Consider the following 21,219-nt stretch of genomic DNA (forward strand, 5'->3'; position numbering starts at 1 on the left):
TCGGCCGAGGCCGAATCGACAGCGTTGGTGATGGGCGGCACCGCTCAGTCGACACCGAGCGAGTGGCAGATGGAGAACGCGCTGGACGGCATTCTTGCTGGCAGCACGCTGGTTCCGGTCACGACTCCGGCGGAGTGGTGGCCGCTGGTCGGAGCGCTGCCGTGGGATGATTCGGTCGCAGAGGGGGAGCAGAGTCTCCTCGACGCAATCGCCGCGACCGATGGCTCGATCATCGTCTTCGGCTACTCGCAGAGCGCCTATATCGCGAGTCTCGCGGCACAGTCCTTGGCGGCGACGACCGGCGCGCCGGGGCCGGGGCAGATCACCTTCATCCTTACCGCGAATCCGGGCAGGCCCGGTGGTTTCCTTAGTTTGCTGCCTCATGGCACCAACATCCTGGGCACCACGTACACCGGCGGCCTGCAGCCGGCCAGCCCGTACGACGTCATCGACGTCGCCTACGAATACGACGGAATCGCGCGCTACCCGAAGAATCCGTTGCGCGTGCTGGCGGGGCTGAACGCCATTCTCGGTGCCGTCTATTTTCACGGCGGGTACAGCAAGGTGGACCTCGACGACATCCCGGAGTCCGACATCACGCGCGTGCCGAACGATGCGGGCGGTGTCACCAGTTATTACCTGGTGCGGCAACCGAATCTGCCGCTGCTGCAGCCGCTTCGCAATCTGGGGGTCGACAAGCGATTCGTCGACGGCTTGAACACCTTTTTCACACCGTTCGTCAAGGCCGCGTATCCGTCCGAATCCGGCCGGGTCGACGCGCCGGATGCGGGGCCCGAAAACGAGCCGGCAGCCGCCGCCACCACCGAGGACACCGGAAAGCCTGCAGTACAGAATGATTCGCCTTCGAAGGTGAGCTCCAAGGCCTCCGCGCGCGCCGCCGACACAACGCCCGTGACGGCCGCCGAGGCGACCGACACCGCGGCGCCGGAATCCTCCGAACCGGCAAAAACTCCGTCGCGCCGGTGGCACCGGCCGGGCACGCGGTCCACTTCGCCCAAGCCGCGGCATGAACCGGATGCCGTATCCGCGCCGGCCGCGAAGGCTCCGGACGCGACCGCGGATCCGAAGCCGGACTCCGACGCTACGTCGGAATCCGGTGCGCACGAAGCCCGTCAATCTGCCGACTGACACCGGGTCTGGCTATGGGGCTGCCCTCGGGATGGCGTTGTCGATGAGGACGGCGGCGATCGCGGGGGCGGTGGCGAAGTTGTCGGTGTTGAGCACCCGGTTGCGGGCCGAGACGCCGTCGAGGAGCAGGGCGAGTTGTTCGCCGAGCTGTTCGGGGTCGGTCGCGCCGGCTTCGCGGGCGGTCTCGGTGAGCCGTGCGGCGAAGGCCGTCTTGTAGTCGCGGGCCTGGATGCGTGCCGGGTGGTCGGGGTCAGGGATCTCGACGGCGGCGGCGATGAACGGGCACAGGGTCCCGTGAAGGTCGAAGGCGGCGAGCAGTCGTTCGCGGGGTGTCAGGTCGGTGCGGTCGAACACCTCGGGCAGCACGTCGGGATCGAACTGGCGCAAGTACTCGGTGATCAACTCGTCTTTGCCGGAGAAGTGCTGGTAGAACGTGCGCTTGGATACCTGCGCTGCCGCGCAGAGTTGGTCCATGCCCGTGTTGTTGATACCTCGATCTCGGAACAGCTGTTGGGACGCGCACAGGATGCGTTCGCGTGCGCCCCGGCCCCGGCGTAACCCTCGGGGCCCCTTCGCCAACTCCGTCATGCGCTCAGCGTAACCGAGTTGGGTACTGATCGGTGTGCATAGCTTGTGCTCGCCGGATTCGTCCGTTACGTTAAGTACGCAGAGCGGTGTACATAAAACTGACGATGGAATGGGGTTAGTCGTGGGAAAGCTCGATGGCAAGGTTGCGGTGATCACCGGAGCGACAAGTGGTTTGGCGCTCGCTGGTGCCAAGTTGTTCGTCGACGAGGGAGCCCACGTCTTCATCACGGGTCGCAGCCTTGATGCGGTGGACGACGCCGTCGCGCAGATCGGCCGGAATGCGACTGGCGTGCAGGGTGATTCGGCCAACCTGGACGATCTGGATCGCTTGTTCGACACGGTCCGACGGGATAAGGGGGCTATCGATGTGTTGTGGGCAAGCGCGGGGACCGGTGAGCAGGGCAGGCTCGGCGAGATCACCGAGGAACACTTCGACGCCACGTTCGGGCTGAACGCGCGTGGCACCCTGTTCACGGTGCAGAAGGCGCTGCCGCTGTTCAATGACGGCGGTTCGATCTTCATGACCGGGTCGAACGCGTCGCTCAAGGGGTATCCCGAGTGGAGCGTCTACGCGGCGAGTAAGGCCGTGCTGGTCGCTTACGCCCGGGTGTGGGTGTCCGAGTTGAAGGACAGGAAGATCCGGGTCAACGTGCTGACCCCGGGCCAGGTCGCCACGAAGAAGCAGGAGGAGTTGTTCGACGAGGCGACGAAGGCGCAGTTCGAGGCGCTGATCCCACGAGGCGAGATGGGCCGCCCAGAGGAGATCGCGTCGACAGCGTTGTTCCTGGCCTCGGACGACTCGAGCTACGTCAATGGTGTGGAACTGGTTGTCGACGGTGGCACGTCGGCGATCTGAGCGGTTCGGGCGCTAGTGCGGGAACGTGAGGATCAGGACGATCACCGCGACCGCGATGACAGCGAACGCTGCCAGGGGGACCAGCACACCGCCGCGCCGGCGCGCGGTGATGAACGACAACACCACGGCCAAGCCCGCGACGGCGGGCACTCCGTACTGAATCAGGCTGAATCCGAGCGAGTTGAGACTGGTGCAGTCGGGTTGGGTGCAGCCCGCGGTGCCGAGTACCTGCATGTAGGCAAACCCGACCACCGCGGCCGCAGCGGGGATGGTTGCCACGGCGAGCACCCAGTTCACGACCGCCGATCTGTGCGACGCCGACGAACCGGATGACGCCATGGCAACCTCCCTATTCATTACTCAGATCACTTCCAGATCAACAGATCCTGGCCACCGTTGTTGTAGACCACGCTCTCGGGCGCGGGTCCGGTGACGTCGAAGTAGATCTTGCCGGTGTTGCTCGCCCCGGTCTGCAACGGCGTCGGGTTGACCCCTGTCGCGGTCGGTGCGGGCACGGCGCGGTAATCGGCGCCGGCGGCGGTGCGCGCATTGAAGTCGGTCACCACCGGTGTCGCGGTGCCCTGGACAGCCTGCACGGTGGCGGTGGCCTCATAGAGGGTGCCGCTGACCGGGACCGACAGGGTGTCGGTGCTCGGGTGCAGTTGGTCGACCGTCCACGCGGTCACTGCGCCGCCTGCACCGTCGACCTTCTGCTGGTTGCCGTAACTTTCGCTGGCCGGCGCGGCTCCTGCCGCCGCCGCTGTCAGTACTGCCAGCGACACGGTGGCGAAGGTGGTACCGGCGGCCCCGGCGATCGTTTTGGCACGCATAAATTTTCCTCTCCTTGGGGGTTCGGACCACAGTCGACTACCCGGGCCCACGGAGAGGGAAACGTCAGATGTCGCGTGCCCAGGTCCAGCCGGTGATCGCCGGGTCGTCCTCGCCGTGTTCGCGGGTATAGCGTTTCGCCGCCAGACGTGCGTCGACCATCTCCTGACGCAGCCCAGCCGCCGAGCTGCCCAACCCCGGAACGCGGTCTATGACGTCCATCACAAGATGGAAGCGATCAAGGTCGTTGAGCATCACCATGTCGAACGGCGTGGTGGTGGTGCCGCGCTCCTTGAACCCGCGTACGTGCAGCTGATCGTGGTTGGCGTGCCGGTAGGTGAGGCGGTGGATCAGCCACGGATAACCGTGGTAGGCGAAGATGATCGGCTTGTCCGTGGTGAACAGCGCGTCGAACTCGTGATCCGGCAGCCCGTGCGGATGTTCGGATTCGGGCTGCAGCCGCATGATGTCGACGACGTTGACCACCCGCACCCCGAGGTCGGGCAACCGGCGGCGCAGGATGTCGGCGGCGGCCAGGGTCTCCAGCGTGGGCACGTCACCGGCGCAGGCCAGCACCACGTCCGGCGCCCCGGTTCTGCAGGTGCTGGCCCACTCCCAGATACCGGCCCCGCGCGTGCAGTGCGCGATTGCCTCGTCCATGGTCAGGTAGGTCGGTGCGGGCTGCTTGCCCGCCACGATGACATTGACATAGTGGCGGCTGCGCAGGCAGTGATCACCGATGGACAGCAGCGTGTTCGCGTCCGGCGGCAGATACACCCGGACCACCTCGGGTCGCTTGTTGGCGACATGGTCGATGAACCCGGGGTCCTGATGCGACGCCCCGTTGTGATCCTGGCGCCAGACATGGGATGTCAGAAGGTAATTCAGCGAAGCGACCGGCCGCCGCCACTCCAGGTGCGAGCTGCTGGTCAGCCACTTCGCGTGCTGGTTGACCATCGAATCGACGATGTGCACGAAGGCCTCGTAGCAGCTGAACAATCCGTGCCGCCCGGTGAGCAGGTAGCCCTCCAGCCAACCCTGGCACAGATGTTCGGACAGCACCTCCATGACCCGCCCGTTCGGCGCGAGGTGCTCGTCGTCCTCCGAGATCTCCGCCAGCCAGGCCTTGTCGGTGGTCTCGAACACCGCCGACAACCGATTGGACGCGGTCTCGTCGGGCCCCATCAGGCGGAAGTTGTCCGGATTGCGCGCGATCACATCCCGCAGGAAGGTGCCGAGCACCCGGGTGGCCTCCGCGGACTCGGTGGCCGGCGCGTCGACCTCGACCGCATAGTCGTGCAACGAGGGCAGGTCGAGATCACGCAGCAGGACGCCGCCGTTGGCGTGCGGGTTGGCGCCCATCCGGCGGGTTCCCTCGGGGGCCAGCGCGCGCAGTTCGGGTAGCAGCGCCCCGCCGTCGTCGAACAGTTCCTCGGGACGGTAACTGCGCAACCAGGTTTCCAGGGCCGCCAGATGCTCGGCGTTGGTCCGTGTCTCGGCCAGCGGCACCTGGTGGGCCCGCCAGGTGCCCTCCACCTTGACGCCGTCCACCGTCGCCGGACCGGTCCAGCCTTTCGGGGTGCGCAGGATGATCATCGGCCACAGCGGCCGGCCGGTCTCACCGTCGATCCGCGCGGCCCGCTGGATGGCGGCGATCTGGTCGAACGCGTCGTCCAGGGCCGCGGCCAACTCCTGGTGCACGGCGGCCGGATCATCACCGGACACGGTGATCGGCATGTAACCGTAGCCGGTGAACAGCGACTCCAGCTCCTGCTGTGGAATTCGTGCCAGCACAGTGGGATTGGCGATCTTGTAGCCGTTGAGGTGCAGAATCGGCAACACCGCGCCGTCACGGACCGGATCGAGGAACTTGTTCGAATGCCAACTGGCCGCCAGGGGTCCCGTCTCGGCCTCGCCGTCGCCGACCACAGCCGCCACCACCAGATCGGGATTGTCGAAGGCCGCCCCGAACGCATGCACCAGGGCGTAGCCGAGCTCCCCGCCCTCGTGGATCGACCCCGGGGTCTCGGCCGCGACGTGACTCGGGATGCCACCCGGAAACGAGAACTGGCGGAACAGCTTTCGCAGCCCGTCGGCGTCCTGGCCGATGCTGGTGTACACCTCGCTGTAGGTGCCCTCCAGGTAGGTGTTGGCCACCAGACCCGGACCGCCGTGCCCCGGCCCGGTGATGAACACGACATCGGAGTCGCGGTGCCGGATCACCCGGTTCAGGTGCGCGTAGAGCAGGTTCAGCCCCGGGGTGGTGCCCCAATGCCCCAACAGTCGCGGTTTGACGTGTTCGGGCTGCAGGGGTTCACGCAGCAGCGGGTTGTCCAGCAGATAGATCTGGCCGACCGACAGGTAGTTGGCGGCCCGCCAGTACGCATCCAGCCGAGCGAGCTCGGCATCCGAGAGTGGGGCGGTGATGGTGGTCATGGATACCGGCTTACCCCACGTTGACCGGACGGACACCCCAGATGTCGTCGCAGTATTCCTCGATGGCCCGGTCCGAGGAGAACTTACCGCTGCGGGCGGTGTTCAGGATGGACATGCGTGACCACGCGTCGCGGTCCTTCCACGCGGCACTCACGCGGTCCTGGCACTCGACATAGGACGCGTAATCCGCGAGCACGAGGAAAGGATCGTCGTAGCGCAGGTTGTCGACCAGCGGGCGGAACACCTCGGCGTCACCGTGTGAGAAGTGGCCCCCGGCAATCAGATCGAGCACGGCGGCCAGTTCCGGGTTGCCCTCGACGTAGTCCGACGGCCGGTAGCCCTCGCGCTGGAGCGCCTCGACCTCATCCACGGTGAGCCCGAACAGGAAGAAGTTCTCCGCGCCCGCCTCTTCGCGGATCTCGACGTTGGCGCCGTCGAGGGTGCCGATGGTCAGCGCGCCGTTCATCATGAACTTCATGTTGCCGGTGCCCGAGGCTTCCTTGCCGGCGGTGGAGATCTGCTCGGAGAGGTTGGCGGCCGGGTAGATCAAGTGGGCGTTCTGCACGTTGAAGTTGGGCAGGAACACCACCTTCATGTAGCGGTTGACGTCCGGGTCGTAGTTGACCATGTCGCCGACGGCGGTGATCAGCTTGATGATCCGCTTGGCCAGGAAGTAGCCCGGCGCGGCCTTGCCCCCGAAGATGAATGCCCGTGGCGCGATCTCCATCCCCGGATTCTTCTTGAGGCGCAGGTACTGGGTGACGATGTTGAGCACGTTGAGGTGCTGGCGCTTGTACTCGTGGATCCGCTTGACCTGGATGTCGAACAACCAGGCTGGGTCCAGCTCGACGCCCGTCTCGGCGAGGACGAACTCGGCGAGCCGAGCCTTGTTGGCGCGCTTGACATCGCGCCATTCCTGCCGGAAGCCGGCGTCGTCGGCGAAGGGCTCCAGGCCGCGCAGCCGGTCCAGGTGGGTCAGCCACCCGTCACCGACGGTGCGATCCAGCAGCGCACGCAGTCCCGGGTTGGACAGTGCCACGAAGCGCCGGGGCGTGACGCCGTTGGTCTTGTTGGAGAAGCGCTCCGGCCACAGCTCGAAGAAGTCCTTGAGCACGCTCTCCTTGAGCAGCTCGGAGTGCAGCGCGGCGACGCCGTTGATCGCGTGGCTGCCGACGGTGGCGAGGTAGGCCATCTTGACGGTCTGGCCGCCCTCTTCGCCGATCAGCGACATCCGGCGCACCCGGTCCTCGTCGCCGGGGAACTTCGCCCGTACCTCGTCCAGGAAACGGCGGTTGATCTCGTAGATGATCTCCAGATGGCGCGGCAGGCTCTCGCCGAAAAGTCCCAGCGACCACTTCTCCAGCGCCTCGGGCAGCAGGGTGTGGTTGGTGTAACCGAAGGTGGCGACAGTGATGGCCCAGGCCTGATCCCAGTCCAGCCGGCGCTCGTCGACCAGCAGGCGCATCAGCTCGGCGACACCGATCGAGGGGTGGGTGTCGTTGAGCTGGAGGGCGAACCGCTTGGGAAGGTCCAGGACCGACGCATCGGCCAGGTCGTCCATGATGTGCAGCACATGCTGCAGCGAGCAGGACACGAAGAAGTACTGCTGCAGCAGGCGCAGCCGCTTGCCCACCTCGGGCTCGTCGTTCGGGTACAGCACCTTGGTGACGGTCTCGGAGGTGACCTCCTCCTCGACCGCCTTGTAGTAGTCACCGGTGTTGAAGGCTTCCAGCGCGAACGACTGCACGGCCCGCGCGCTCCAGAGGGTGAGCACGTTGCACGTCTTGACGCCGTAGCCCTGGATCGGGGTGTCGTAGGCGACGCCCTGGATGATGCGGCTGGGGATCCAGCGCACGCGCTGCACGCCGGCGTCGTCGGCGTAGCGCTCGCTGTGCCCGCCCCACAACACCGGGTAGTGCACATCGGGTTTGGCGATCTCCCAAGGGTTTCCGTTGACCAGCCAGTTGTCGGTCTTCTCGACCTGCCAGCCGTCGTGGATCTCCTGGTCGAAGATGCCGAACTCGTAGCGGATGCCGTAGCCGATGGCGGGGCGCGACAGGGTGGCCAGCGAGTCCAGGTAGCAGGCAGCCAGGCGGCCGAGTCCGCCGTTGCCCAGGCCGGGCTCCTCTTCACATGCCAGGACCTCGTCGATGTCCTGCCCGAGTTCGGCGAGTGCGTCGCGGGCGGCGCTCTCGATGCCGAGGTTGAGCAGATTGGCGCCCAGCTGCGGGCCCATCAGGAATTCCGCGGACAGGTAGCAGGTGACCTTGCTGCCCAGGTCAAGGGACGTCTGGGTGGAGGCAACCCGATTGTCCTGCATGCGGTCCCGCACGGCGAGCGCCAGCGCCCGGTAGTAGTGCTCGGGACGCAGCGCGGCGGCGGGACGACCGATCGAGTACCGCACGTGGTCGATGATCGCGCGGCGCAGGGCATCGGACGACAGGCCGGTGCGGGCACGCTCGGAGGTGGGGGAGGGCGCGTCAAGATCGGTCATGGAAGAAGTCTCGCAGGGGAGCGTGCACATCGCGCGCGCAATGAGCGTCGGACGGGTGAACGGATATGAGACGCTGCGGGCATGTCCGGTGTACCCGAGCTCGTCGACGTCCTGCCGCAGCACCGCATCGACGAGGACGCCCTCGGCCGGTATCTGAATGCGCACGGGATCGGCGGCCCGCTGGACATCCACCAGTTCCAGGGCGGGCAGAGCAATCCGACCTTCCACTTGCGCACGGGCGCAGGAGAATTCGTGCTTCGCAAGAAGCCGCCCGGGGTCTTGTTGCCGCGCGCCCATGACGTCGGCCGCGAGTACCGGGTGATGGCGGCGCTGGCCGGGTCCGGGGTACCGGTGCCGGGCATGCGATTGATGTGCGAGGACGACACCGTCATCGGCACGCCGTTCTTCGTGATGGACCACGTGCAGGGCCGGATCTTCCCGGACCGGGTGCTGCGGGACGGCACGCCGGCCGAGCGGGCCGCGGTCTATGAGGACCTGGCCCGCGTGCTGGCCCGATTGCACGGCGTGGACTGGCGCGCGGCCGGACTCGCGGACTTCGGCAGGCCCGACGGCTACCTGGCCCGTCAGGTGGCGCTGTGGACCCGGTCCTGGGCGGCGGTCAAGGTGGAGGAATGCCCGGACATGGAGCGGTTGGCGGCCTGGCTTCCCGCGCATCTGCCGTCCGACGGCCGGGCGACGATCGCACACGGCGACTACCGACTGGGCAACGTGCTGCTGCACCCCACCGAACCGCGGATCGTGGCGGTGCTGGATTGGGAACTGGCCACCATCGGCCATCCGCTGGCCGATCTGGGCTATGCGGCCATGACCTATCACCTGCCCGGCGACGGTGATCCGCTGACCGGGGTGGCCGGTGAGGATCTGACCGGCACCGGCATCCCGACCGAGAGCGAGTTCGTCGCCAGTTATTGCCGCCACGCCGGCGTGGACGTCCCGCAGGACCTCAACATCTATGTCGTCTTCTCGATGTTCCGGCTGGCCTCGATCGTGGCCGGGGTGTGGAGGCGCGGGCTGGACGGCAACGCCGCCGACGCGAGGGCGGGCACCGATCTGTTCCGCAGCCGCTACCGCGGCCTGGCCGAACGTGCATGGGCTCTGGCTGGAACGGCGCCCGGCGGGCTGTGAAATCGGACCACCTGGTAGTAAAGTTCTGGCCTGAAGAGAATCGGATTCTCCAGAAAGGATAGGGTCCTCTCATGGACGTTCGGCTGACCAGTGAGCAGCAACAACTGCGGGACGCGGCCGCGAAACTGGCCGACGATCTCGGCCCTGGCGCGGTCGGTGAGCTCGACGACACGTCGCGGATCGCGCGCCTGGAGAAGACGGTCGCAGCCACCGGTTGGCGTTCGCTGCGCTCCGACGGCGCCTCCGGCGTGGAGGTCGCCCTGGTGGCCGAGGAGTTCGGCCGCAGGCTCGTCGACGTGCCGTTCCTGGGTCCGGTGCTGGCCGACGATCTGGGTGTTTCGGGAGCCACCATCGTCTTCGGAGACATCGCCCCCGACGCCCGCGGCATCACCGCCGGTGCGGTTCTGGACGGGACGGCCGTGGCGACCGTCGAGCTTGAGGCGGCTGTCGAGAGCGTGGACCTGAGCCGGCGGCAGGCCGCGGTGGCCGGGTCGAGCACTGCGGCCGGCGAGTTGGACGCCGACAGGGCCACCCGCGCGCACGCCCTGGCCCTGGTGGTCACCGCCGCCGACATCCTCGGCGCCGCTCGCGGCACCCTCGATCTGGCGGCGGACTACGCGAAGATGCGCGAGCAGTACGGCAAGGCGATCGGGTCATATCAGGCCATCGCGCACCTGCTCGCCGAGAGCCTCGTTCTCATCGAAGGCTCGATCAGCATCCTGCGCTACGCCGCCTGGGCGGTCGACGAAGAAGAGCCGGCCGTCGCACTGGAGGCCGCCCGGGTGGCCAAGGTGTACTGCGCCAAATCCGCACACACCGTGTGCGAGACCTCCATCCAGGTGCACGGCGGTATCGGCAACACCTGGGAATGCCTGGCGCACGTCTACCTGCGCCGGGTGCTGGTGTCCACCGGCCTGTGGCCGGTGTCGTTGAAGGAGATCTCCGTTGGACTTTCGTGACTCGGCGCCGGAGTCGGCGTTCCGTGAGCGGCTGCGGGCCTGGCTGACCGAACAGGCCCCGAACTTCCCCAAGTCGACGCAGGAGTACTGGGCACGCCAAGGCGAATGGCACCAATCCCTGCATGCTGCAGGCTTTTTCGGTGCCACCTGGCCCAAGGAATTCGGCGGCCTCGAGCTGCCCCCGGTCTACGACGTGATAGTCGACGAGGAGCTGGCCCGCGCCGGCGCGCCGCCGCGGCCCAGCCTGGGCTACCTGGTGACCGGACTGGGACGGCACGCGAGCAAGGAGGTGCAGCAGCGCTTCCTGCCCGGCATGATCGACGGCACCGAACGGTGGTGCCAGGGCTTCTCCGAGCCCGGCGCCGGGTCAGACCTCGCCTCGCTGACCACCACGGCCACCCTGGACGGTGACGAGTACGTCATCAACGGGCACAAGATCTGGACCAGCTACTCCGACGTCGCCGACTGGTGCCTACTGCTGGCCCGCACCGACAAAGACGTCAAGCGGCACAAGGGTATTTCGGCGTTCCTGGTCAACATGCACCAGCCCGGCATCGAACAACGGCCGCTGCAGATGATCAACGGTGTCAGCAACGAGTTCGGTCAGGTCCTCTTCGACGGCGCGCGGGTGCCCGCCAGCCAGATGGTCGGCAACCCCGGCGACGGCTGGGCGCTGGCGATGACCGTCGTCGGCCACGAACGCGAGCCGTCCACGCTGGGATATGCGGCGCGCTACGAGAAGACCGTGAATCAGCTGGCCCGCAAGGGAACCGGCGAGCACAGCGATGAATTGGCCTGGGCGACGGTGCAGGTGCAGGTGCTACGCCAGCATGTGCGCCGCCGGCTGTCCGAACAGCTGGACGGCATCTCACACGGCCCGGAAGGATCCATCGACAAACTGCTCATGACCTGGGTCGAGCAGTCGGTGGGGCATGCCGTGCTGGCGCAGACCGGCACCGCCGACGCCGACCTCTTCAGCACCTACCTGTACAGCCGCTCCCAGAGTGTCATGGGCGGCACCTCCCAGATCCAGAAGAACATCATCGCTGGCCGAATCCTGAGAATGGCGGTTTGACATGTACGACATGCCCAACGAGATCCAGGTCGAGGCCGACGGCCCGCTGCGCATCATCACCCTGAACCGGCCCGAGGAACTCAACGCCGTCAACGACGACCTGCATGTCGGCCTGGCGCGGATCTGGAACCGGCTGAGCCTCGATCCCACCGCCCGCGTCGCCGTGATCACCGGTGCCGGTAAGGCGTTCTCCGCCGGCGGCGACTTCAACTACATCAAGGAACTCAGCGAGGACGTCGACCTGCGCACCAAGACCATCATCGACGGTCGCGAGATCGTGATGGGCATGGTGCGGTGCCGCATCCCGGTGATCGCCGCGGTGAACGGCCCGGCGGTGGGTCTGGGCTGCAGCGTGGTCGCCCTCTCGGACATCGTGTACATGGGGGAGAAGGCCTTCCTGGCCGACCCGCACGTCCAGGTCGGATTGGTGGCCGCGGACGGTGGACCTCTGGTGTGGCCCATGCAGATGAGCATCCTGCAGGCCAAGGAGTACGCGCTCACCGGCGCGCGCATCCCCGCGCAGAAGGCGGTCGAACTCGGACTGGCCAACCACGTGGTGGCCGACCCGTTCGCCGAGGCGCTGGCCGCGGCCAAGAAGATCCTGGAACTGCCGCAAAAAGCGGTCGAGAGCACCAAGCGCATCCTCAACATGCAGCTGGAGAGCCAGGTTCAGATCACCCTGGACTACGCGACCACAGCGGAAGAGCTCACCTTCGGTACCCCCGAGCTGAAGGCGAACATCGCCAAACTGCTGGAAAGCAAGTAGCGCCGGGCGCTTTCGGCGAGACCTATACTCGCGCGATGAGCAGCAGAGTGTGGTTGACGGTGGCCGCCGGTGTCCTGGGAATGACCGTGGCTCCGTTGGTGATCGCCGTACCGGCGCACGCCGATGTCTGCGGCAGTGTCGGTGGACGACGCGGTCATGTCAGCGTCGGCGGGTGTACCGATCTCGCCGGGGTGATCTCGGACTGGGTGCCGCCACCGTCCGACTACGCGCCGCTTCCCGAGGACTTCGCGCCGCCGCCACCGCCACCGCCGATCGGCTCGAACGTCAGCGTCTGCGGCAACGTGGGCGGTCCGCGCGGGCGGGTCAGCGTGGGCGGCTGTACCTGACGATCACACGGCCCTGAGATAGCGGCGGGTGATGATGCGTTGGGCCGCAGCGGTGATCGGCGCCCCCAGCCTGCTCCACCACGTGCCGTGCCGGGAGAACGCGATGACCTCCGCGTACACGATGTCGGTGGCCGGGTCGTAGCGGACGCTGAACAATTCCTCGCCGGTCTCCGGGTGCCCGGGCAGGGTGCCGTAGGCGAATCCGCGACGGTTGTCCTCCTCGAGCAGATACACCACCCGGCACGGCGCGCGCAGCGGACCGAAGCCGACCACGACCTCGCGACCCACCGCCGCGACATCGCCGTCGGCACGGATGAGCACCCCGGCGCCGCGCTGCATGCCCCAGTGCATGACGGCGTCGGCAGCGGCATCGAACCGCGCCCGCCCGTGCCCGATCGGCGCCACCACGTGTACATGGTGGTATCCGTCGGGCAGCGGGCCCCTGGTCGCGCCGATCTCGGGGTAGGTCAGCTCCACCGGTTCACTATCGCAGTCAGGAGGGTGCGGCAGTGCGGAACCTGTCGCGATACGCCTTGGGGGACAGCCCGAGTTGGGTGACGAACACCCGGCGCAGCGTCTCGGCACTGCCGAACCCGGCGATCTGTGCGGCGTCGGCCACGCTGTGGCCGGCGTCCAGCGCACCCCGCGCGGTGTCGATGCGCACCTTTTCCACATAGCGGGCCGGGGTGGTACCGAGCTCGGTGTGGAACAACCGGGTCAACTGCCGGGTGCTCAAAGCCGCCACTGCCGCAAGGTGTTTCACGCTGTGGTCCGCACCTGGGTGAGCGGCGATGGCGGCGGTAACGGCACGCAGCGCCGACTCCTGCGGGGGGTCGGCCTCGACCAACGCCGAGAACTGTGACTGGCCGCCGGCGCGTTTGAGGTAGACCACCAGGGATCGCGCAACCGAGCGCACCAGGTCGGCCCCGTGGTCCTGTTCGACCAGCGCGAGCGCCAGGTCGATCCCCGCGGTGACGCCCGCGGACGTGTAGACCTCGCCGTCGCGCACGTAGATCGCATCCGGTTCGACGCTGATCTCCGGGAATGCATGGGCGAGCAGGGTGACATGACGCCAGTGCGTGGTCGCCCGCCGGCCGTTCAGCAGTCCGGCGGTGGCAAGGATGAACGCACCGGTGCAGATGGACGCCAGCCGGCCGGTGCGGGGCGGCATCTCGCGTACCGCGTCGACGAGCGCGCGGTCGATCGCATGGGCGGTCAGGTTGTCCCCGCCCGCGACGAGCACGGTATCGGCGGACTCGACGGCGGCGAGCCGGTCGGTGACCGCGAACGGGGTCCCGATGGAGGTACGCACATCGCGTCCGTCCGGCGACGCGATCCGCAGCCGGTACTGCGCCCCGAACCGGTTCGCCTCGGCGAACACCTCCGCCGGGCCGGCGACGTCGAGCAGCTTCACGCCGTCGAAGACGACGATGACGATCTCTCGTACTGCCACCTCCTCATTGTGTCGCATTCTGTGGGAAAGACGGCCGATCGGCCATGGCCGGTGCGCGGCCGGCAGGCCGAGACTGGTGTCAGCGAGCCAAAAGGGCTTACCGACCAAGGAGTTTCGATCATGACCAGTTCGACCGCCGAGTCGATCGCCGACATCGTCATCCCGGACACCGCGCTGGTGCGTGATGTCACGGCCTACATCCGGGACACCGAGGACGATCTGCTGTACCACCACTCGCGCCGGGTGTACCTGTTCGGCGCGCTGCACGCCCGTCGCCGCGGGCTGACGCCCGACCTCGAGCTGCTCTACACCGGCGCCATGTTCCACGACATCGGACTCACCGACGGCTACCGGGACTCCCAGCTGCGCTTCGAGGTCGACGGCGCCAACGCCGCGCGCGAGTTCCTGCTGCAACGCGGCATCGACGAGGCGTCCGCGAAGCTGGTGTGGCTGGGTATCGCCCTGCACACGACGCCGGGGGTGCCCGAGTTCCTGGACCCGGAGGTCGCCTCCGTCACCGCGGGCGTGGAGACCGACGTGCTCGGAATCGGCCGGGAGCTGTTGTCGGAGAAACAGATTGCTGCGGTGACCGCAGCGCATCCGCGCCCCGATTTCAAGAACCGGATCTTGCAGGCCTTCGCCGACGGCAACGTGCACCGGCCGGCGAGCACCTTCGGGAACGTGAACGCCGACGTGCTGGCGCACTACGACCCGGCATATGTGCGTGCGGACTTCGTCGAGATCATCCGCGCGAACAGCTGGCCGGAACAGATGTCTTGACGGGGTGGCGGCGGCAACCGTATTGTTGCCGCCATCACAAATTGAAACGTTTCAAAACGGGATGGACGATGACGACGAGCGAGACGGCGCCGGTGCCGGAGCGGGTGTGCTTCCTGCTACAGCTGCGCAAGGACCGGGTGGCCGACTATCTCGACGCCCACCAGGTGGTGTGGCCCGAGATGCTCGAAGCGCTCAGCGCGGCCGGCTGGCGCAACTACTCGCTGTTCGTCCGTCCCGAGGACGGTCTGGTGGTCGGCTACCTCGAGACCGACGATTTCGCGGCGGCCCAGGAGCAGATGGCCCGCACCGATGTCAACGCGCGCTGGCAGGCCGGCATGGCCGAGTACTTCGAGGCCGGCACGCCCGACGCGGGCATCACACCGCTCACCCACTACTTCCACCTCGTCTGACACAGGAGTCACATGAAAATCGGAGCACGGTCCACCACCGGCTGGCGCGCGACCATCTCGGTCGCCATGTCCAACTACATCGAGGCCGGATCGATCATCGCCATCGCGACCAGCCTGGGCTTCTGGCAGACGGCCTTCGGTATCAGCAATTTCGCCGTCGGACTGCTGGCGGCGTTGAGCGCCAACGCTTTCGGAGCGGCCATCGGCGCCATGCTGGGTGGCCCGCTGTGTGACCGCTTCGGCCGCAAGGCGATCTACACCTACGACCTGCTGGTGTACATGGCCGGCGTGCTGCTGGCCGCCTTCGCCGTGAACTTCGCGATGCTGCTGACCGCCTTCATCATCACCGGCATAGCGGTCGGCGCCGGGGTACCCGCCTCCTGGACCTATATCGCCGAACAGGCGCCGTCGCAGGAGCGCGCCAAGCACGTCGGCACCGCCCAGCTCGCATGGTCGGTGGGTCCCCTCATCGGGTTCGCGCTGGCCGCCGCGCTCGCCCCGATGGGTCTGCTCGGCTCACGCCTGATCTTCCTGCACCTGTTCGTCGTGGCCGCGGTGGTCTGGTGGGTCCGGCAGGGTCTGGCCGAATCGCAGATCTGGAAGGACGAGGGTCAGCACGAATCAGCCTCGCTGACAACATCTGTCGGCAACCGCGGGCTGCGCGGCCTGTTCTCCCGCAAGGTCAACATCAGCGCCCTGCTGTTCCTCGGCGGCATCTACCTGTTCTGGAACACCGTCGCCGGACAGGCCGGCATCTTCATGCCCCGGGTCTATGACACCGCAGGCCTGCACAGCCCCGTCGCCCAAAACCTGCTGCAGGTGCTGGTCTGGGGCTGCACCGTGGCCGCCACCTACTTCGGCTTCATGCGTTACGCCGACCGGATGAGTCAGCGTCTGCTGTACGTCATCGGTGCGGCACTGGGCATCTTGGGCTGGATCGTGCTGGTGGCCTTCACCGACAGCGGCGTCCCGACCATGCTGGTGTTCGCCGTGCTGTGGGGGATCTCCGCGGGTATCGGTGCGCAGGCTTTCTACAGCCTCTGGGCCAGTGAGCTTTTCGCCACCCCGTACCGGGCCAGCGCCCAAGGCGTGATGTTCTTCGTGGTGCGCACGGCCACCGGGCTGCTGAGCTACTTCTTCCCGACGCTGCTGGCGGCCACCGGGCTGACCACCGTGGGCATCCTGCTCGTCGCCCTGCTGACCATTGCCCTGGTGATCGGCGCCGTCTGGGCACCGTCGACCCAGGGCAAGACCCTGCAGCAGATCGAGGTCGAGCGCTACGGCGCAGCCATCTCCCCGTCCAACCCCGTCGAGAGGACCGCGGCATGAACCTGCACCCGCTGCTGGACAACCTGGCCATCGAACTGCCCTCCTGGGCATTCGGCAACTCCGGTACCCGCTTCAAGGTGTTCGGAACGCCGGGCACCCCGCGCACCATCGAGGAGAAGATCGCCGACGCCGCGACGGTGCAGCGGATGACCGGCCTGGCACCCGCGGTGGCACTGCACATCCCGTGGGACACCGTCGACGATTACACCGCGCTGGGCACGTATGCCGCCGACCACGGCGTGGCGCTGGGCACCGTCAACTCCAACACCTTCCAGGATGACGACTACAAGTTCGGCAGCCTCACCCACATCGACAAGACGGTGCGGCAGAAGGCGATCGACCACCACCTGACGTGTATCGAGATCATGAGTGCCACCGGGTCGCGCGACCTGAAGATCTGGCTGGCCGACGGCACCAACTACCCCGGCCAGGGCGACATCCGCGGCAGGCAGGACCGGCTCGCCGAATCGCTGGCCACCATCTACCAGCACATCGGCGAAGGCCAGCGAATGGTGCTGGAATACAAGTTCTTCGAGCCAGCCATGTACATGACCGATGTGCCGGACTGGGGCACGTCCTACGCCCAGGTGAGCGCGCTGGGGGAGCGGGCGATGGTCTGCCTGGACACCGGGCACCACGCGCCGGGCACCAACATCGAGTTCATCGTCGCCCAACTGCTGCGGCTGGGGAAGCTGGGCTCCTTCGATTTCAATTCCCGGTTCTACGCCGATGACGATCTGATCGTCGGTGCGGCCGACCCGTTCCAGTTGTTCCGCATCATGTTCGAGGTGATCCGCGGCGGCGGCCTGGATTCGAATTCTCCCGTCGCGCTGATGCTCGACCAGTGCCACAACGTGGAAGCCAAGATCCCCGGCCAGATCCGGTCGGTCCTCAACGTGCAGGAGATGACCGCCCGCGCACTGCTCGTCGACACCGAGGCGCTGGCCGTCGCTCAGGAGGACGGCGACGTGCTGGGCGCCAACGCCATCTTCATGGACGCCTTCTACACCGATGTGCGGCCCGCCCTGGCGCAGTGGCGCGCCGACCGCGGCCTGCCCGGTGACCCGATGGCGGCGTTCGCTGCCTCTGGCTATCAGGACACCATCAATGCCGCCCGCGTCGGCGGCACCCAATCCTCGTGGGGAGCATGATGAACACGACTGTCAACGAGCTGATCGCGCGTTCCAACGCGTTGGGCTCGGACCCGAAGAACACCAACTACGCGGGCGGGAACACCTCGGCCAAGGGCACGGAGACCGATCCTGTCACCGGTGCGCCGGTGGAACTGTTGTGGGTCAAGGGCTCCGGTGGCGATCTGGGTACCCTGACCGAGAACGGACTGGCCGTGTTGCGGCTGGACCGGATGCGCGCGCTGGTGGACGTGTACCCCGGCGTCGACCGCGAGGACGAGATGGTCGCGGCCTTCGACTACTGCCTGCACGGGCGCGGCGGGGCGGCACCGTCGATCGACACCGCCATGCACGGCCTCGTCGACGCCGAGCACGTCGACCACCTGCACCCCGACTCCGGGATCGCCCTGGCCACCGCCGCCGAGGGCGAGGCACTGACCAAGCAGATCTTCGGTGACCGGGTGGTGTGGGTGCCGTGGCGCCGTCCCGGGTTCCAGCTGGGACTGGACATCGCCGAGATCAAGAAGCGCAATCCGCAGGCCATCGGCACCATCCTGGGTGGCCACGGAATCACCGCGTGGGGCGCCACGTCGGCCGAGGCGCAGGCACATTCGCTGGAGATCATCGAGACCGCCGAACGCTACATCGCCGAGAACGGCCGGCCTGCCCCGTTCGGCGGGGAGCTGCCGGGCTTCGGTGCGCTACCCGCCGACGAGCGCCGGGCCAAGGCCGCCGCGCTGGCCCCGTTCCTGCGCGGCCTGGCATCGGCCGACCGGGCCCAGGTGGGCCACTTCACCGATGACCCGCGGGTGCTGGAATTCCTTGCTGGTGACGAACATCCGCGCCTCGCCGCGCTGGGCACCAGCTGCCCGGACCACTTCCTGCGCACCAAGGTCAAGCCCATGGTGCTGGACCTGCCCACCGACGCACCGCTGGAGGACTGCAAGACCCGGCTGGCCGAACTGCACCAGGCCTACCGCGCCGACTACCAGGCCTACTACGACCGGCACGCCGGCCCCGACAGCCCCGCCCTGCGCGGCGCGGACCCGGCCATCGTGCTGATCCCCGGCGTCGGCATGTTCAGCTACGGCAAGGACAAGCAGACCGCGCGGGTGGCGGGCGAGTTCTACCTCAACGCCATCAACGTCATGCGCGGCGCCGAGGCCATCTCCAGCTACGCGCCCATCGACGAGTCGGAGAAGTTCCGCATCGAATACTGGGCGCTGGAAGAAGCCAAGCTGGCCCGGATGCCCAGGCCCAAACCGCTGGCCACCCGCATCGCGCTGGTCACCGGCGCGGCCTCGGGTATCGGCAAGGCCATCGCCACCCGGCTGGCCGCCGAGGGTGCGTGCGTGGTGATCGCGGATCTCAATGCCGAGAAGGCTGCCGAAGCGGCTGCCGAGATCGGGGGTTCCGATGTGGCCGTGGGTATCGCCGCCGACGTCACCGACGAGGCCGCCGTACAGGCCGCGGTGGATGCATGCGTGCTGGCCTTCGGCGGTGTCGACATCGTCGTCAACAATGCCGGGCTGTCGCTGTCCAAATCGCTGCTGGACACCACGGTTGCCGACTGGGACCTGCAGCACAACGTGATGGCCCGCGGGTCCTTCCTGGTGTCCAAGGCCGCCGCGCGCGCGTTGATCGACCAGAAGCTCGGCGGTGACATCATCTACATCTCGTCGAAGAACTCGGTGTTCGCCGGTCCCAACAACATCGCCTACTCCGCGACGAAAGCCGATCAGGCGCACCAGGTCCGGCTGCTGGCCGCCGAACTGGGCGAGCACGGCGTCAAGGTCAACGGCATCAACCCCGACGGCGTGGTGCGCGGTTCCGGCATCTTCGCCGGCGGCTGGGGTGCCAAGCGGGCCGCCGTGTACGGCGTGGCCGAGGAGGATCTCGGGGAGTTCTACGCGCAGCGCACCCTGCTCAAGCGGGAAGTGTTGCCGGAGAACATCGCCAACGCCGCGTTCGCTCTGTGCACGTCGGACTTCTCGCACACCACCGGTCTGCACGTGCCGGTGGACGCGGGTGTCGCCGCGGCTTTCCTCCGGTGAGCGGGTCCGGTCAGGTCGCGGCCGTCGACCTCGGCGCCACCAGCGGCCGGGTGATCGTGGCGGACCTGGACCGGTTTCAGATGCATACGGTGGCCCGGTTCAGCAATGACCCGGTGACCATCTGGAACGGCGAGCGGCACGCGCTGCACTGGGACCTGCCCGGACTGTACGGTCATGTGCTCGACGGGTTGACCCGCGCCGCAAAGGAATCCGACCACCTCGCCGGCATCGGGGTGGATTCGTGGGCGGTGGACTACGGGCTGCTGCACGACGGCCGGCTGCTGTCGGTCCCGCAGCACTACCGCGATGCCCGCACCGAACGGGCGGCCGAATTGGTGCACGCGAAGATCGGCCCCGCCGAACTGTATGCCCGTAACGGCTTGCAATTCCTGCCGTTCAACACGGTGTACCAACTGGCCGTGGAGCCGCTGCTGGACATGGCCGACACGGTGCTGCTGATCCCCGATCTGCTGACGTACTGGCTGACCGGACAGCGGGTCGCCGAACGCACCAACGCGTCGACCACCGGCCTGCTGGGCCTCGACGGCGCCTGGGACACCGAACTGATGACCCGGCTCGGGTTGTCGCCCAGCCTGTTTCCCGACGTGGTGGAGGCGGGGACAACCCGCGGTCGGGTGCTGCCCGGGCTGGGATTCGATGCCGAGGTGGTGTCGGTGGCCTCCCACGACACCGCGTCGGCCGTCGCCGCCATCCCGATGGACGCCGAACACGCCGCCTACATCTCCTGCGGCACCTGGGGCCTGGTCGGACTGGAAGTACCCGGCCCGGTGGTCACCGAGGCGAGCCGGGCCGCGAACTTCACCAACGAGGCGGGCGCGGACGGCCGGAACCGGTTCCTGCACAACGTGATGGGACTGTGGCTGCTCACCGAGACCCTGCGTCAATATGAACGCGACGGTGTGCGCGCCGATCTCGCCGCGCTGCTGGCCCAGGCCGCGCAGGCGCCGGCGCCCGCGCACGTCTTCGACACCGACGACCCGCGGTTCCTGGCGCCGGGCGACATGCCCGGCCGGATCGGCGACTGGTATCGCGAGCGGGGCCTGCGGGTACCGGGCGGTCCCGGCGCGACGGTGCGGGCCATCCTCGAAAGCCTGGCCGCCGCCTTCGCTTCCGCGGTGCGTACGGCCGCCGAACTGTCCGGCACCGACGTCCGTGCGGTGCACATCGTCGGTGGTGGATCGCAGAACGAACTGCTGTGCCAACTGACCGCCGACCGACTCGGCCTGCCACTGCTAGCTGGACCCGTCGAGGCGACCGCACTGGGGAACATCCTGCTGACCGCGCGTGCGCAGGGCCTGCTGCGCGGTGATCTCGACGGGCTGCGGCAGCGGGTCGCCCAGTGGTTTCCGCCGCGCCGGTACGTTCCGCGCACGGATCGGACCGCCGTGATGGTGTGAT

General features: G+C 67.6%; 20 protein-coding genes. 13 read left to right on the forward strand and 7 right to left on the reverse strand.

Going from position 1 to position 21,219, the window contains the following annotated elements; all coding sequences use genetic code 11:
• The first annotated feature begins 69 nt into the window (after positions 1 to 69).
• Complete coding sequence (locus AC1DY7_RS11325; protein ID WP_477493762.1) at positions 70 to 1,149, forward strand: PE-PPE domain-containing protein; 1,080 nt, start codon at positions 70 to 72, stop codon at positions 1,147 to 1,149.
• 12 nt (positions 1,150 to 1,161) lie between these two features.
• Here AC1DY7_RS11325 and AC1DY7_RS11330 read toward each other — a convergent pair whose 3' ends face one another.
• Positions 1,162 to 1,737: a TetR/AcrR family transcriptional regulator gene (locus tag AC1DY7_RS11330; RefSeq protein WP_477493763.1), complete on the reverse strand. Its 576-nt coding sequence runs from the start codon at positions 1,735 to 1,737 to the stop codon at positions 1,162 to 1,164.
• 121 nt (positions 1,738 to 1,858) lie between these two features.
• Between AC1DY7_RS11330 and AC1DY7_RS11335 the strand changes: the two genes are divergently transcribed.
• Complete coding sequence (locus AC1DY7_RS11335) at positions 1,859 to 2,593, forward strand: SDR family NAD(P)-dependent oxidoreductase (RefSeq protein ID WP_477493764.1); 735 nt, start codon at positions 1,859 to 1,861, stop codon at positions 2,591 to 2,593.
• 12 nt (positions 2,594 to 2,605) lie between these two features.
• Here AC1DY7_RS11335 and AC1DY7_RS11340 read toward each other — a convergent pair whose 3' ends face one another.
• The 4 genes from AC1DY7_RS11340 to AC1DY7_RS11355 all read right to left on the reverse strand — a co-directional run bounded on the left by AC1DY7_RS11340 (position 2,606) and on the right by AC1DY7_RS11355 (position 8,351).
• Positions 2,606 to 2,932 carry a hypothetical protein gene (locus AC1DY7_RS11340; protein WP_477493765.1) on the reverse strand — a complete coding sequence of 109 codons (327 nt, stop codon included), beginning with the start codon at positions 2,930 to 2,932 and terminating at the stop codon, positions 2,606 to 2,608.
• A gap of 26 nt (positions 2,933 to 2,958) precedes the next feature.
• Positions 2,959 to 3,423: a DUF1942 domain-containing protein gene (locus AC1DY7_RS11345; RefSeq protein WP_477493766.1), complete on the reverse strand. Its 465-nt coding sequence runs from the start codon at positions 3,421 to 3,423 to the stop codon at positions 2,959 to 2,961.
• Between the two features lie 64 nt (positions 3,424 to 3,487).
• Positions 3,488 to 5,857, reverse strand: coding sequence for a phosphoketolase family protein (locus AC1DY7_RS11350; protein ID WP_477493767.1), 2,370 nt, complete (start codon positions 5,855 to 5,857; stop codon positions 3,488 to 3,490).
• A 10-nt stretch (positions 5,858 to 5,867) separates the two neighbouring features.
• Positions 5,868 to 8,351 (reverse strand): glycogen/starch/alpha-glucan phosphorylase, encoded by a 2,484-nt coding sequence (locus AC1DY7_RS11355; RefSeq protein WP_477493768.1) that lies wholly within the window; start codon positions 8,349 to 8,351, stop codon positions 5,868 to 5,870.
• 81 nt (positions 8,352 to 8,432) lie between these two features.
• On the opposite strand from AC1DY7_RS11355, the gene AC1DY7_RS11360 reads away from it, so the two are divergent.
• From AC1DY7_RS11360 to AC1DY7_RS11380, 5 genes are all read left to right on the forward strand, one after another.
• Positions 8,433 to 9,497 carry a phosphotransferase family protein gene (locus tag AC1DY7_RS11360; protein ID WP_477493769.1) on the forward strand — a complete coding sequence of 355 codons (1,065 nt, stop codon included), beginning with the start codon at positions 8,433 to 8,435 and terminating at the stop codon, positions 9,495 to 9,497.
• Between the two features lie 71 nt (positions 9,498 to 9,568).
• Complete coding sequence (locus tag AC1DY7_RS11365; protein ID WP_477493770.1) at positions 9,569 to 10,456, forward strand: acyl-CoA dehydrogenase family protein; 888 nt, start codon at positions 9,569 to 9,571, stop codon at positions 10,454 to 10,456.
• Positions 10,443 to 11,531, forward strand: coding sequence for an acyl-CoA dehydrogenase family protein (locus tag AC1DY7_RS11370; RefSeq protein WP_477493771.1), 1,089 nt, complete (start codon positions 10,443 to 10,445; stop codon positions 11,529 to 11,531). The genes AC1DY7_RS11365 and AC1DY7_RS11370 overlap by 14 nt, the downstream gene beginning before the upstream one ends.
• Position 11,532: 1 nt before the next feature.
• Positions 11,533 to 12,297 (forward strand): enoyl-CoA hydratase/isomerase family protein, encoded by a 765-nt coding sequence (locus tag AC1DY7_RS11375; RefSeq protein WP_477493772.1) that lies wholly within the window; start codon positions 11,533 to 11,535, stop codon positions 12,295 to 12,297.
• Positions 12,298 to 12,332: 35 nt separating this feature from the next.
• Positions 12,333 to 12,644: a hypothetical protein gene (locus AC1DY7_RS11380; protein ID WP_477493773.1), complete on the forward strand. Its 312-nt coding sequence runs from the start codon at positions 12,333 to 12,335 to the stop codon at positions 12,642 to 12,644.
• Between the two features lie 3 nt (positions 12,645 to 12,647).
• On the opposite strand, the gene AC1DY7_RS11385 is transcribed toward AC1DY7_RS11380, so the two are convergent.
• Both AC1DY7_RS11385 and AC1DY7_RS11390 read right to left on the reverse strand, forming a co-directional pair.
• Positions 12,648 to 13,121 (reverse strand): DUF1990 domain-containing protein, encoded by a 474-nt coding sequence (locus AC1DY7_RS11385; RefSeq protein ID WP_477493774.1) that lies wholly within the window; start codon positions 13,119 to 13,121, stop codon positions 12,648 to 12,650.
• A 16-nt stretch (positions 13,122 to 13,137) separates the two neighbouring features.
• On the reverse strand, positions 13,138 to 14,115 hold the full coding sequence (locus AC1DY7_RS11390) for a GlxA family transcriptional regulator (protein ID WP_477493775.1): 978 nt from the start codon (positions 14,113 to 14,115) through the stop codon (positions 13,138 to 13,140).
• 102 nt (positions 14,116 to 14,217) lie between these two features.
• Between AC1DY7_RS11390 and AC1DY7_RS11395 the strand changes: the two genes are divergently transcribed.
• The 6 genes from AC1DY7_RS11395 (at position 14,218) to AC1DY7_RS11420 (ending at position 21,218) form a co-directional block, all read left to right on the forward strand.
• Complete coding sequence (locus AC1DY7_RS11395) at positions 14,218 to 14,877, forward strand: HD domain-containing protein (protein ID WP_477493776.1); 660 nt, start codon at positions 14,218 to 14,220, stop codon at positions 14,875 to 14,877.
• A 68-nt stretch (positions 14,878 to 14,945) separates the two neighbouring features.
• Positions 14,946 to 15,287 carry an L-rhamnose mutarotase gene (locus AC1DY7_RS11400; RefSeq protein WP_477493777.1) on the forward strand — a complete coding sequence of 114 codons (342 nt, stop codon included), beginning with the start codon at positions 14,946 to 14,948 and terminating at the stop codon, positions 15,285 to 15,287.
• A gap of 12 nt (positions 15,288 to 15,299) precedes the next feature.
• Entirely contained in the window at positions 15,300 to 16,616 is a 1,317-nt protein-coding gene (locus tag AC1DY7_RS11405) for an MFS transporter (RefSeq protein WP_477493778.1), read from the forward strand.
• Positions 16,613 to 17,767, forward strand: coding sequence for an L-rhamnose isomerase (gene rhaI / locus AC1DY7_RS11410; protein ID WP_477493779.1), 1,155 nt, complete (start codon positions 16,613 to 16,615; stop codon positions 17,765 to 17,767). Before AC1DY7_RS11405 ends, rhaI begins: the two co-directional genes overlap by 4 nt.
• Positions 17,767 to 19,800 carry a bifunctional aldolase/short-chain dehydrogenase gene (locus AC1DY7_RS11415; protein ID WP_477493818.1) on the forward strand — a complete coding sequence of 678 codons (2,034 nt, stop codon included), beginning with the start codon at positions 17,767 to 17,769 and terminating at the stop codon, positions 19,798 to 19,800. The genes rhaI and AC1DY7_RS11415 overlap by 1 nt, the downstream gene beginning before the upstream one ends.
• Positions 19,797 to 21,218, forward strand: coding sequence for a rhamnulokinase (locus AC1DY7_RS11420; RefSeq protein WP_477493780.1), 1,422 nt, complete (start codon positions 19,797 to 19,799; stop codon positions 21,216 to 21,218). The genes AC1DY7_RS11415 and AC1DY7_RS11420 overlap by 4 nt, the downstream gene beginning before the upstream one ends.
• Position 21,219 lies beyond the last annotated feature (1 nt).

The sequence above is a fragment of the Mycobacterium sp. P2_H7 genome, assembly GCF_056403275.1.